At 69.9% G+C, this 12045-nt stretch carries 10 protein-coding genes and 1 pseudogene; 6 read left to right on the top strand and 5 right to left on the bottom strand.

What is annotated here, in order from left to right; genetic code table 11:
- Nucleotides 1-425: pseudogene (locus VFN12_RS09205) on the bottom strand (serine/threonine protein kinase); the annotation flags it as partial.
- Nucleotides 426-619: 194 nt separating this feature from the next.
- On the opposite strand from VFN12_RS09205, the gene VFN12_RS09200 reads away from it, so the two are divergent.
- Nucleotides 620-2044 carry a M1 family metallopeptidase gene (locus VFN12_RS09200; protein WP_325118346.1) on the top strand — a complete coding sequence of 475 codons (1425 nt, stop codon included), beginning with the start codon at nucleotides 620-622 and terminating at the stop codon, nucleotides 2042-2044.
- Between the two features lie 149 nt (nucleotides 2045-2193).
- Here VFN12_RS09200 and ddaH read toward each other — a convergent pair whose 3' ends face one another.
- The 3 genes from ddaH to VFN12_RS09185 form a co-directional block, all read right to left on the bottom strand.
- Nucleotides 2194-2967, bottom strand: a complete 774-nt coding sequence (gene ddaH, locus VFN12_RS09195; RefSeq protein WP_325118345.1) for a dimethylargininase — start codon at nucleotides 2965-2967, stop codon at nucleotides 2194-2196.
- A gap of 12 nt (nucleotides 2968-2979) precedes the next feature.
- A complete protein-coding gene (locus tag VFN12_RS09190) occupies nucleotides 2980-4272 on the bottom strand; it encodes an FAD-binding oxidoreductase (protein ID WP_325118348.1) in 1293 nt (430 codons plus the stop codon).
- Nucleotides 4273-4334: 62 nt separating this feature from the next.
- Nucleotides 4335-4775: an Lrp/AsnC family transcriptional regulator gene (locus VFN12_RS09185; protein ID WP_414690026.1), complete on the bottom strand. Its 441-nt coding sequence runs from the start codon at nucleotides 4773-4775 to the stop codon at nucleotides 4335-4337.
- Between the two features lie 185 nt (nucleotides 4776-4960).
- Here VFN12_RS09185 and VFN12_RS09180 point away from each other — a divergent pair, with 185 nt between their 5' ends.
- Genes VFN12_RS09180 through VFN12_RS09160 form a run of 5 tightly spaced genes read left to right on the top strand, consistent with a single transcriptional unit; the run spans nucleotide 4961 to nucleotide 10529 of the window.
- A complete protein-coding gene (locus VFN12_RS09180; RefSeq protein WP_325118343.1) occupies nucleotides 4961-6145 on the top strand; it encodes an ABC transporter substrate-binding protein in 1185 nt (394 codons plus the stop codon).
- Nucleotides 6138-7271 (top strand): ABC transporter ATP-binding protein, encoded by a 1134-nt coding sequence (locus VFN12_RS09175; protein WP_325118342.1) that lies wholly within the window; start codon nucleotides 6138-6140, stop codon nucleotides 7269-7271. The genes VFN12_RS09180 and VFN12_RS09175 overlap by 8 nt, the downstream gene beginning before the upstream one ends.
- Nucleotides 7268-8152, top strand: coding sequence for an ABC transporter permease (locus tag VFN12_RS09170; RefSeq protein WP_325118341.1), 885 nt, complete (start codon nucleotides 7268-7270; stop codon nucleotides 8150-8152). Before VFN12_RS09175 ends, VFN12_RS09170 begins: the two co-directional genes overlap by 4 nt.
- Nucleotides 8152-9027, top strand: a complete 876-nt coding sequence (locus tag VFN12_RS09165; RefSeq protein ID WP_325118340.1) for an ABC transporter permease — start codon at nucleotides 8152-8154, stop codon at nucleotides 9025-9027. The genes VFN12_RS09170 and VFN12_RS09165 overlap by 1 nt, the downstream gene beginning before the upstream one ends.
- Nucleotides 9024-10529: a CoA-acylating methylmalonate-semialdehyde dehydrogenase gene (locus VFN12_RS09160; protein WP_414690025.1), complete on the top strand. Its 1506-nt coding sequence runs from the start codon at nucleotides 9024-9026 to the stop codon at nucleotides 10527-10529. The genes VFN12_RS09165 and VFN12_RS09160 overlap by 4 nt, the downstream gene beginning before the upstream one ends.
- Before the next feature lie 82 nt (nucleotides 10530-10611).
- Here the strand turns inward: VFN12_RS09160 and VFN12_RS09155 are convergent, their stop codons facing one another.
- Nucleotides 10612-11997, bottom strand: a complete 1386-nt coding sequence (locus VFN12_RS09155) for an aspartate aminotransferase family protein (RefSeq protein WP_325118339.1) — start codon at nucleotides 11995-11997, stop codon at nucleotides 10612-10614.
- Between the last annotated feature and the right edge of the window lie 48 nt (nucleotides 11998-12045).

The following is a 12045-nucleotide window of genomic DNA, read 5'->3' as shown; positions in this document are numbered from 1 at the left end:
GCGGTCTTCTTCGCCAGCGCCCGGCGGTCTCGGCTGTTGCGGGTCCGGCGGCCTTCGGTGTAGGCCGCCGAGCGGTGGAACGAGCGGTGCTCCTCGTCGCGGTAGCGCTTGGCCGCCATCACGACCGAGGGGCCGTCGTCGGGCACGGATCGTTCGACCAGGAAGACGTCGGCCTCCTTGCCGGTCTTGAGGACGCCCAGCTCGGTGTCGACGGCCGCCCGGGAGGTGACGACCCAGTCGGGGCGTGGCTCGGGTCCGCGGCAGAGGGGTTCGACGCTGTGCCAGGTGGACCAGCGCTGGTCGGTGTCGTCGGGTTCGTCGTAGGAGCGGAAGTCGAAGACGAACGAGGGGTCGATCCCGTCGAGGCGGGAGTCGGAGGGGTCGTCAGGAAGCTGACGGTCGAGCTCGGTGAAGTGCTGGGACATCGCGGTGGGTGCTCCGTGTCGGTGAGAGGGACTGGGCTGCGGACAGGCCAGGGACAGTGGTCGTCATGTCACGGCTCCTCTCGGTCGGTCGGGCACCCGCGGCGCGGGTCAGTCACGATGGTGACGAGCCCGGCCCGGCCGCGCAACCGAATTTCTCGGGCGTGGCGGCGGGGTAGGGCGGATAGATTGCACGCATGACCCGGCGCACGCTCACTGTCGTGGCGCTGACCACGGCCGGTCTGGTCCTCGGCCTCTCCGCCAGCGGCGCGCCCGCCACGCGCCGGGCGGTGCCCGTGCCCGGCTCGGCGGGGATGGGCGACAGCTACTTCCCGCGCGACGGCAACGGTGGCATCAACGTGCTGGAGTACGACATCCATGACACCTACCGTTTCCGCACCGGGCGCCTCTCCGGGTGGACCCGGCTCACGGTCCGGGCCAGACACGACCTGTCGCGGTTCAACCTCGACTTCCTGCTCCCGGTGAGTCGGGTGAGGGTCGACGGGGTCGCGGCCGGCGTCGACCGGCCGGTCCTGCACGAGCTGCAGGTCACCCCGGCCACGGCCATCGCGGCGGGTCGGACCTTCGTCGTCCGGGTGGACTACGCCGGGCGGCCCGGTGCGGCGTCCTGGGAGGGTGAGTCGAACTGGCTCGCCGACGCCGGCGAGGTCGTCGCCATGAACGAGCCGCACATGGCCCCCTGGTGGTTCCCCAGCAACGACCACCCGCGAGACAAGGCCCGGATGGACATCCGGGTGACGGTCCCCAGGGCCCGCCAGGTCATCGCCAACGGGGAGCGGGTCGGCCGCACCGTGCGCAACGGGATGGCGACCGTCCGCTGGCGTGCCCGCGAGCCAATGGCGACCTACATTGCGTTCTTCGCGGCCGGCTCGTTCGCGGTCGACCGGGGGGTGAGCCGCGGCCTGCCGTGGTACGTCGCCGCGTCGGACCGGATCCCCGCGGCGCGGCGCCAGGTCGCGATGGACATGCTCAGGCGCACCCCGGTGCTGGTGCGCTGGCTGCAGAGCCAGCTCGGCGACTACCCGTTCTCGACGACCGGAGGCGTGGTCACCAGCCTGAACTCCGGCTTCGCGCTCGAGAACCAGACCCGGCCCACCTACCCCGGCCTGGGGCGGGGCTCGACCTCCCTCATGGTCCACGAGCTCGCCCACCAGTGGTTGGGCGACTCCGTCTCGGTCCAGAACTGGCGTGACATCTGGCTCAACGAGGGCGCAGCCACCTTCATGGAGGTCCGCTACGCCGAGACCCACGGCGGGCAGCCCGCGCATGGCTGGCTGATGGACAGGTACGTCGGCGCCCCGGCCGACGACCCCTTCTGGAACCTGCGGATCGGTGACCCGGGCGCCGGGCAGATCTTCGACTTCCGGGTCTACGTGCGTGGCGGCATGGCCCTCCAGGCGCTGCGGCAGCGCATCGGCAACGCCGACTTCTGGAGGACGATGAGGACCTGGGTCAGGGGCCACCGCAACGACAACGGCTCGACCCGGGAGTTCCGGGCCGTGGCCGAGCGGGTCAGCGGGGCGAACCTCGCGGGCTTCTTCGACGCCTGGTTCTTCAGCCCCACCAAGCCGGCCCGGACCCGGGCCAACGGTCTCCGCTGAGGGTGACGGCCCGCCCGGGTCGAATCGGGCGGGCCGTCGGGAGAAAGGTCAGCAGACGGAGTGCTCCGTGCAAAGTAAGTGGACTAGATAACTATTGTTATAGCGCACGGAGCTGCGCGCCCGGCAGTAGCGGGATGGGACCGGCGTGTTCAGGAGGGCCGGTGGCGCAGGCGCACCGACAGGCAGGTCACGCAACCCTCGAGCTTCTCGAACTCTCCGATGTCGACGGCGACCACCCGCAGCCCACGCTCCTCGAACAGCCTCCGCGACCGCGGCGCGGCAGTGGACATCAGGACCGTCCGGTCACCGAGCAGGACGACGTGGGCGCCCGGCTCCTCCGGTACCGGCTGGAAGCGCTGCCAGGCACGCACGTCGTCGACGAGGGGCTCGAAGCCGACGACCGTGCCGTCCGGGAGGGCCGTCACGGCCGACTTCAGGTGCAGCACCCGGGTCACCGGCACCCCCACCACCTCGGCCCCCAGCGGGGTCAGCAGGTCGGTGAGCTGGTCGACCGCAGCCTGGTTGGTGCGACCGCCGAGCCCGACCCAGACCCTGCCGTCGTGCTTGAGCACGTCGCCGCCGTCGAGGGTGCCCGGCTCCTCGATCCGCGCGATCCGGTAGCCGAGGCCGGCGAGGGTCTCCTCGGTCCCCGCGGTCTCCGCGCGGCGCTCGAGAGCACCCGGTCGGCTGATCACGGCCAGGTCGTCGTAGACCACGACGGTGTCCTCGACGAACGCCGAGTCCGGGCAGTCGGCGGCGGCCGGGACCTCCGCGATCTCCCACCCCTCGCCGGCCAGGGCGGCGACGTACCCCTCCCACTGGCGCAGGGCCAGGTCCGGATCGACCGGCCTGCGGTCGAGGTGGGTCAGCAGCCCCTCCGCGAGTCGGGGGCTCGGACGACGGACGAGGGCACGGAGCGTCATGGCGCGATCCTCTCAGCCGACCAGCGGCGAGACGAGCCCCGCGATCCGGCTCGGGCGCCCCGTCAGCCGTTCCTCCACGTCGGCCGCGGCCATCGCCCGCAGGCCGGCGTTGACGCCGATCCAGCGCAGCGGCTCGGGCTCCCACCGCGGAGAGCGGTGGTCGACCCACGGCAGCCGGACGAGGTCGCTCTCCCGGCCCAGGACCAGGTCGCGCAGCGTCCGCCCGGCCAGGTTGGTGGTGCTCACCCCGTCGCCGACGTACCCGCCGGCCCAGGCGACACCGGTACCGCGATCGAGTCCGACCGACGCGCACCAGTCCCGGGGGACACCGAGGCAGCCACCCCACGCGTGGGTGACGGTGGTGTCCGCGAGCATGGGCAGCAGCTCCACCAGCGCCTCGCGGAGACGCCGGAAGACCCGTTCGTCCCGGTCGTACGCCGTCCTGATGCCGGAGCCGAAGTGGTACGGCGCACCGCGCCCACCGAACACGATGCGGTCGTCCGCGGTGCGCTGCCCGTAGACCAGCAGGTGGCGGAAGTCGGTGAACGTCTCGCGGCGACGCAGCCCGATCCTCGCCCAGAGGTCGGGACCGAGCGGCTCGGTGGCGATCACCAGCGAGTAGATCGGCACCAGTCGGCGCCGCTCGCCGGGGAGGTCGGCGGTGTAGCCCTCGGTCGCGCGGACCACGGTGTCCGCGCGAACCACCCCCGACGGCGTGCTCAGCCGACCCGGGCCGATCGCCAGCACCGGGGTGTGCTCGAAGAGCCGCACCCCGAGCCGCTCGACGCTGTCGGCCAGACCGCGGACGAGGCGCAGGGGGTGGATCGCCGCGCAGTCCGGCGTGTACGTCGCCCCGTGGACCGAGGAGCCCGCCAGCATCTCGACGGCGGCCCCCGCGTCGAGGAGCTGCAGCTCGTCCTCAGCGCACCCCCACGAGCGGGCGGCGGCCACCTCCGCCCGGGCACGGGCCAGCTGTGCGGGGCCGCGAATCAGCGAGATGGTGCCACCGCGCGTGAAGTGGGCGTCGATGGACTCCTCCGCGAGCACTCGCCCGACCTCGTCGACGCTCGCGCGCATGGCGCGGTGGTGGGCCAGGGCGGATGCGCGGTCGCTGAGGGACTCGAGTGAGGTGAGGGACGCGGGGAACAGCGCCGAGCACCAGCCGCCGTTGCGCCCGGAGGCACCGAACCCCGCGGACTCGGCCTCGCACACGGCGATCCGGAGGCCGGGCTCCGCCCGGGCCAGGTAGTAGGCGGTCCACAGCCCGGTGAAGCCGGCGCCGACGATGGCGACGTCGACCTCCAGGTCGCCGTCCAGCGGGGCGCGGGGGACTGGGGGAGCGGCCGTCTCCTCCCAGAGGGACGGGCTCAGGGCACGCCCCAGGAGTAGGTCTGCTTGCGCAGCTGGAGGTACATGAAGGTCTCGGTCGAGACCACGCCCTCGATGGTCCGGATCTTCTCCGAGATCAGGGACAGCAGGTGGTCGTCGCTCTCGCAGACCAGCTCCGCGAGCAGGTCGTAGCTCCCGGCGGTGATCACGACGTAGTCGATCTCCGGCAGGTCGGCCAGGGCGTCGGCGACCGGCTCGAGCGGGCCGCTGACCCGGATGCCGACCATTGCCTGCCGGGCGAAGCCGAGCTCGAGGGGGTCGGTGACCGCCACGACCTGCATCACCCCGCTGTCGATGAGCCGCTGCACCCGCTGGCGGACCGCTGCCTCGGACAGGCCGACGACCTTGCCGATGGCGGCGTAGGAACGCCTCCCGTCCTGCTGGAGCTGCTCGATGATCGCCTTGGACACCTGGTCCAGCGCCGCGGGCGGTTTCCTTGCCATGGCGGGCATGCTGTCAGTAGGGGCAACCGCCCCACAAGGGCTGTGCAATCACCTGAATCAGTTGCAAGATGGTGTCGAGCCGACGGATTCGCTTGTTAGGACGTCGCGCACATGACACGATCCGAATCCACGAGTGGACCATGAGCAGGAGGCTCGCGCGGATGACGTCAGGACTGTACCTACCAGGATTCTCGCGCCGAAGCTTCCTCCGCGGGGCCGGGCTCTCCGCCGCGGCACTCGGAGGTTCCTCCCTGCTCGCGGCCTGCGGCACCGAAGGCGCCCAGGTCGAGGCCGGCAGCTGCACCAGCACCGACCTCAGCGCGGAGCAGAAGACCATCGTCTTCTCGAACTGGATCGGCTACGTCGACCCGGCCAAGGCCTCGGACACCTCGACCCTGGAGAAGTTCCAGGACCAGACCGGGATCACCGTCGACTACCGCAACGGGGACGTGAACGACAACGAGACGTTCTTCGCCAAGGTGTCGCCGCAGCTGCAGGACTGCCGGTCCACGGGCCGCGACGCCTTCGTGGTGACCGACTACATGGCCGCCCGGATGATCGAGCTCGGCTGGATCCAGAAGCTCGACCGCGCCAACATGCCCAACGTCGAAGCCAACCTGATCGACTTCCTGAAGTCGCCGGACTGGGATCCCGACCGCGAGTACAGCGTGCCGTGGCAGAGCGGCATGACCGGTATCTGCTACAACTCCGAGCTCACCGATCCGGTGACCAGCTTCGAGGAGCTCCTCACCCGCCCGGACCTGAAGGGCAAGATCGACCTGCTGACCGAGATGCGCGACACCATGTTGTTCATGCTCCTGCTCGAGGGCAGCGACCCGGAGGACTTCACCGAGGACGAGTTCACCGCGGCCATCGAGTCGCTGAAGGGGTACGTCGAGAACGGGCAGGTCCGGCGCTTCACCGGGAACGACTACATCGACGACATGAAGTCCGGCGACGTCGTGGCCTGCGAGGCGTGGAGCGGCGACGTCATCAACCTCCTCGGCGGAGGAAAGTACAAGTGGGTCCCGCCGGAGGAGGGCTTCGCCATCTGGACCGACAACGTGCTGGTGCCCAACAAGGCGGAGCACAAGGGCAACGTCGAGACGATGATGAACTTCTACTACGACCCGGTGAACGCGGCCAAGCTGTCCGCCTGGAACTACTACTTCTGCCCCGTGGCCGGTGCGCAGGAGGAGATCGGTCAGTTCGACAAGTCGGCCGTCAACAGCGAGTTCATCTTCCTCGACGAGCAGACGCTCGAGACCGGCTACCAGTTCATGTCGCTCAGCGACTCCGAGGAGACGACGTACCAGCGCCAGTTCAACGAGGTGATGAGTGGCTGACGCGGGACGCGACCTCCGGCTGGAGGGCGTGACCAAGAACTTCGGTGACTTCGTCGCCGTCGACGACCTCACCCTCACGGTCCCCCAGGGGTCCTTCTTCGCCCTGCTCGGCCCGTCGGGATGCGGCAAGACCACGACGCTGAGGATGGTCGCGGGGCTCGAGGACCCGACCGCGGGTCGGGTGCTGATCGGTGACGAGGACGTCACCGACCTGAGGCCGTACAAGCGCCCGGTCAACACGGTCTTCCAGTCCTACGCGCTCTTCCCGCACCTCACCGTGTTCGAGAACGTCGCCTTCGGGCTCCGTCGCCGCGGCGTGTCCGACTACACCGAGAAGACCGAGAAGATGATCGAGCTCGTCGAGCTCGCGCAGTACGGCTCGCGCAAGCCTTCCCAGCTCTCGGGTGGTCAGCAGCAGCGGGTCGCACTGGCCCGGGCGATGATCAACGAGCCCGGCGTGCTGCTCCTCGACGAGCCGCTGGGCGCGCTCGACCTCAAGCTGCGACGTCAGATGCAGATCGAGCTGAAGCGGATCCAGACCGAGATCGAGATCACCTTCGTGCACGTCACCCACGACCAGGAGGAGGCCATGACCATGGCCGACACCATCGCGGTGATGAACCACGGGGTCATCGAGCAGCTCGGCGCGCCGGGGGAGCTCTACGAGAACCCGCAGACGACGTTCGTCGCGAACTTCCTCGGGCAGTCCAACCTCATCATGACCAGCGTGACCGGATCCTCCGACGGCACGGTCGTGGTCGACTGCCACGGGCAGAAGGTCGGCGTGGACGCCAGTCGCTCCCACACGACGGACGGTCGTGGCTGGCTGGGCGTCCGTCCGGAGAAGATCTTCGCGAGCGAGGCCGGATCGGAGGACCACGAGGGCGCCAACGTCCTGACCGGCGGGCGCGTCACCGACGTGAGCTTCGTCGGGGTGAGCACGCAGTACCTCGTCGCGATGCCGTGGGGCCAGGAGGTGATGGTCTTCGAGCAGAACACCGGCCGCCGAGCGCCGTTCCGCAACGGTGACGAGGTGGACCTCGCCTGGTCGCGGGGGCACGCCTTCCTGCTCGATGCCGGCCAGGACGCGCACGCCGGGATGATCAACCCCGAGGACCCGGAATGAGCGTGGCGACCCGCGCCACGGTCGACGGCGAGACCGCCCGTCGCCGGGGCTGGGGCTGGCTGCTGCTCGTCCCCGGCATGCTCTACCTGTCGGTCTTCTTCATCTTCCCGACGATCCAGCTGTTCTTCACCTCGTTGTACGACCCGAGCGGGTCGTTCGAGCAGGGCTACGCGATGACCTGGCACTTCGCCAACTACGTCGACGCCCTCCGGGACAACTGGAACCTCTTCGGGCGCTCGTTCCTCTACGCCGGCGCCGCGACGGCCCTCTGCCTGGCCCTCGGCTACCCCCTGGCGTACGCGATCGCCTTCAAGTCCGGGCGGTGGAAGCACGTCATGCTGGTGCTGGTGATCGCACCGTTCTTCACCAGCTTCCTGCTGCGGACGCTGTCGTGGCGCACGATCCTCGCCGACGAGGGGCCGATCACGAGCTTCCTCCAGTTCATCGCGGTCCTGCCCGACGACGGTCGCCTGCTGGCCACGCCCGTCGCCGTGATCGCGGGCCTGACCTACAACTTCATGCCCTTCATGACGCTGCCGATCTACGCCTCGCTCGACAAGGTCGACTACCGCCTCGTCGAGGCCTCCAACGACCTGTACGCCAGTCCCTTCACCGGCTTCCGCAAGGTGACCTTCCCGTTGTCGATGCCGGGCGTCGTCGCGGGCACGCTGCTCACCTTCATCCCGGCCTGTGGCGACTACATCAACGCCGAGCTGCTGGGGACGCCCCAGCAGTACATGGTCGGCAACCGGATCCAGTCGGCCTTCCTCACCGAGCACAACTACCCGCTGGCCGCGAGCCTGTCGCTGATCCTGATGGCGGTGGTCGTGGCGATGGTCGTCGTCTACGTCCGACGGGCGGGCACGGAGGACCTGCTCTGATGGCAACGGTCACGACCCCCGAGCGGGTGTCCCCGGAGACCGGGGGGACCAGCGGGAGGCAGCGCGCCCGGCGCCCCGTGGGGCGGTGGCTCGGGGACCACCTGATCCTGGTGGTCGGGATCCTGGTCCTGCTCTACATGTTCGTGCCGATCGGCTACATCTTCGCGCTGTCGTTCAACCAGCCGTCGGGCCGCTCGGCCACCGCCGAGCTCGAGTCGTTCACCTGGAGCAACTGGACGTCGATCTGCGAGCCGGAGGGGCTGTGCGAGTCCCTCCGGCTCAGCCTCGCGGTGGGCGCGGTGTCGACCGTGATCGCCACGATCCTGGGCACGCTGATGGCCTTCGCGCTCGTGCGCCACTCATTCCGCGGACGGTCGTCGTCGAACCTGCTGATCTTCCTCCCGATGGCCACGCCCGAGGTGGTGATGGGCTCCTCGCTGCTCGCGATGTTCGTCTCCGTCGGAGCCGACAGCGCGCTCGGCTTCACCTCGCTCGTGATCGCGCACGTGCTGTTCTGCCTGTCCTTCGTGGTGGTCACGGTCAAGGCCCGGCTGTCGGGCATGGACTACCGCCTCGAACAGGCGGCGATGGACCTCTACGCCACCGAGTGGCAGACCTTCCGCCTCGTCACACTGCCGCTCGCGATGCCGGGGATCGTGGCTGCGGCCATGCTGTCGTTCTCGCTGTCCTTCGACGACTTCATCGTCTCCAACTTCACCGCCGGACAGTCGGTCACGTTCCCGCTCTTCGTGTACGGCAGCAAGCTCAAGGACTTCCCGCCGCAGCTGTTCGTGGTCGGCACCCTGATGTTCCTCGTCTCGTTCCTGATCGTGATCGTCGGGACGCTGTGGCGCCGGCGGAGGGCGGAGTCGTGACGGCCGGGCCGCCGACCATCGGGCACTGGCGAGCCGGCGGGCCGTGGCCGGGAGGGGCGGAACGCTGCGGCGACGTGCACGACCCCGCCACCGGACGCGTGGCCGCCCAGGTGGCCTTCGCCACCGGCGAGGAGGTGTCGGCCGTCGTCGCCGAGGCCGTGGCGGCGGGCCGGGAGTGGGCCGCGACGTCGCTGGCCCGGCGTACCGCCGTGCTCTTCGCCTTCCGCGAGGCCCTGGTCCGTCGGCGGGAGGACATCGCTGCCGTGATCACCTCCGAGCACGGCAAGGTGCTCGACGACGCGCTGGGTGAGGTGCAGCGGGGGCTCGAGGTGGCCGAGTTCGCCTGCGGCGCCCCGCACCTGCTCAAGGGAGCCTTCAGCGACGGCGTCTCCAGCGGCGTCGACGTCTACTCCCTGCGCCAGCCGCTGGGGGTCGTCGCCGTGATCTCGCCGTTCAACTTCCCGGCCATGGTCCCGCTGTGGTTCGTGCCGATCGCCATCGCGTGCGGCAACGCCGTCGTACTCAAGCCGAGCGAGAAGGACCCTTCCGCCTCCCTCCTCATCGCCGAGTGCTGGGCCGAGGCCGGCCTCCCCCCGGGGGTCTTCAACGTCGTCCAGGGCGACCGCGTCGCGGTCGACGCCCTGCTGGAGCATCCCGACGTCGACTCGGTGTCCTTCGTCGGATCCACCCCCGTGGCAAGGCACGTCTACGAGACCGGGACCCGGCACGGCAAGCGGGTGCAGGCGCTCGGGGGCGCCAAGAACCACATGATCGTGCTCCCGGACGCCGACCTGGAGTCAGCCGCGGACGCCGCGGTGAGCGCCGGGTTCGGCTCGGCGGGCGAGCGGTGCATGGCCATCTCGGTCGTGGTCGCGGTCGACCCCGTCGCCGACTCCCTGGTGCCGCTGATCGGGAGCCGCATCGAGGGCCTGCGCACCGGTGACGGCCGGCGGGCCTGCGACATGGGACCCCTGGTCACCGGCGCCCATCGCGACAAGGTGCGCGACTATGTCGACGCCGGGGTCGCGGAGGGCGCCGACCTGGTGGCCGACGGCCGCACCGTCGAGCCCGACGGGGAGGACGACGGCTTCTGGCTGGGGCCGACCCTCTTCGACCGGGTCCGGCCCGGGATGTCGATCTACGACGAGGAGATCTTCGGCCCGGTCCTGTCGGTGGTGCGCGTCGCGTCGTACGACGAGGCGCTGGAGCTGGTCAACGCCAACCCCTACGGCAACGGCACGGCCATCTTCACCGGCGACGGCGGAGCGGCCCGCCGCTTCCAGCGCGAGGTCGAGGTCGGCATGGTCGGCATCAACGTGCCGATCCCGGTGCCCATGGCCTACTACTCGTTCGGGGGCTGGAAGGCCTCCCTCTTCGGTGACTCCCACGCCCACGGGGTCGAGGGGATCCACTTCTTCACCCGCGGCAAGGTGGTCACCGCACGGTGGCCCGACCCCTCGACCCGGCACGGGATCGACCTCGGGTTCCCCCAGCACACCTGAGGCCAGCCGGATAGTCCCTCACCCAATGGTCGGCGACACGCCGGAGCCGGCAGCAGTTTCGTGAGGGACTATCGGGTCAGCGTCAGAGCAGCGTGCCGGCCTTGTCGAGGACGATCCGCAGGATGTGCTCCATCTCGTCGAAGTGCTCCTGGGTGCAGATCAGCGGGGGAGCGAGCTGCACCACCGGGTCGCCCCGGTCGTCGGCCCGGCAGTAGAGACCCTCTGCATACAGCTGCTTGGAGACGAAGCCGTAGAGGAGGCGCTCGCACTCCTCGTCGGTGAAGGACTCCTTGGTCTCCTTGTCCTTGACCAGCTCGATCCCGTAGAAGTACCCGTCGCCGCGGATGTCGCCGACGATGGGGAGGTCCAGGAGCCGCTCGAGGGTGGCGCGGAAGGCACCCTCGTTGTCGCGGACGTTGTCGAGGACCTTCTCCTCCTCGAAGATCTGCAGGTTGCGCAGGCCGACGGCGGTCGACACCGGGTGGCCGCCGAAGGTGTAGCCGTGGGCGAACATCGCGCCCGGCTCCAGGAACGGCTCCATCAGGTGGTCGGAGGCGATCATCGCGCCGAGGGGCGCGTAGCCGGAGGTGATGCCCTTGGCGCAGGTGATCATGTCGGGCTGGTAGCCGTAGCGCTCGGCCCCGAACAGGTGTCCCAGCCGCCCGAACGCGCAGATCACCTCGTCGGAGACCAGCAGGACGTCGTACTGGTCGCAGATCTCGCGGACCCGCTGGAAGTAGCCCGCGGGGGGCGGGAAGCAGCCACCGGCGTTCTGCACCGGCTCGAGGAAGACCGCGGCGACCGTGTCGGGGCCCTCGTTCTCGATGGCCACCGCGACCTGGTCGGCAGCCCAGCGGCCGAACTGCTCCTCGCTGAGGCCCTCGGGAGCGCCGTGCTCGGTGGAGCGGTAGAAGTTGGTGTTGGGCACCCGGAACGTCGAGGGCACCAGCGGTTCGAACTGCTGCTTGAGCAGCGGCAGGCCGGTGATCGACAGCGCGCCCTGGGTGGTGCCGTGGTAGGCGATCGCGCGGCTGATCACCTTGTGCTTCATCGGCTTGCCGGTGAGCTTGAAGTAGTTCTTGGCCAGCTTCCACGCGGTCTCGACCGCCTCGCCGCCGCCGCTGGTGAAGAACACCCGGTTGAGGTCGCCGGGTGCCTGGCCGGCGACCCGCTCGGCCAGCTCGATCGCCGGCGGGTGCGCGTAGGACCACAGCGGCATGAAGGCCAGCTCGCGCGCCTGCTGGGCGGCCGCATCGGCCAGCTCGGTCCGGCCGTGGCCGAGCTGGCTCACGAAGAGCCCCGCCAGCCCGTCGAGGTAGCGCTTGCCCTTGGCGTCCCAGAGGTAGGGACCCTCGCCACGCACGATCACGGGCACGTCGGCCTGCTCGTACGACGAGTGCCGGCTGAAGTGCATCCAGAGGTGGTCCTTGGCGGCGCGCTGGAGGTGGTCGTAGTCCGGGTGAGTCATGAGCCCATCGTGAATGGTCGGATCGAAAACGGCAAGCGAATCCGTGGC

It is taken from the genome of Nocardioides sp. (assembly GCF_035703625.1).
Classification (GTDB): Bacteria; Actinomycetota; Actinomycetes; order Propionibacteriales; family Nocardioidaceae; genus Nocardioides.
This window is presented reverse-complemented; position numbering and strand designations above follow the sequence as displayed.

What these genes read in the sequence shown, in the direction of transcription:
- VFN12_RS09170 (WP_325118341.1), top strand. Translation starts at nt 7,268, where the DNA reads ATGAGCGTGGCGACCCGCGCCACGGTCGACGGCGAGACCGCCCGTCGC.
- VFN12_RS09155 (WP_325118339.1), bottom strand. Translation starts at nt 11,997, where the DNA reads ATGACTCACCCGGACTACGACCACCTCCAGCGCGCCGCCAAGGACCAC.
- VFN12_RS09165 (WP_325118340.1), top strand. Translation starts at nt 8,152, where the DNA reads ATGGCAACGGTCACGACCCCCGAGCGGGTGTCCCCGGAGACCGGGGGG.
- VFN12_RS09200 (WP_325118346.1), top strand. Translation starts at nt 620, where the DNA reads ATGACCCGGCGCACGCTCACTGTCGTGGCGCTGACCACGGCCGGTCTG.
- VFN12_RS09180 (WP_325118343.1), top strand. Translation starts at nt 4,961, where the DNA reads ATGACGTCAGGACTGTACCTACCAGGATTCTCGCGCCGAAGCTTCCTC.
- ddaH (WP_325118345.1), bottom strand. Translation starts at nt 2,967, where the DNA reads ATGACGCTCCGTGCCCTCGTCCGTCGTCCGAGCCCCCGACTCGCGGAG.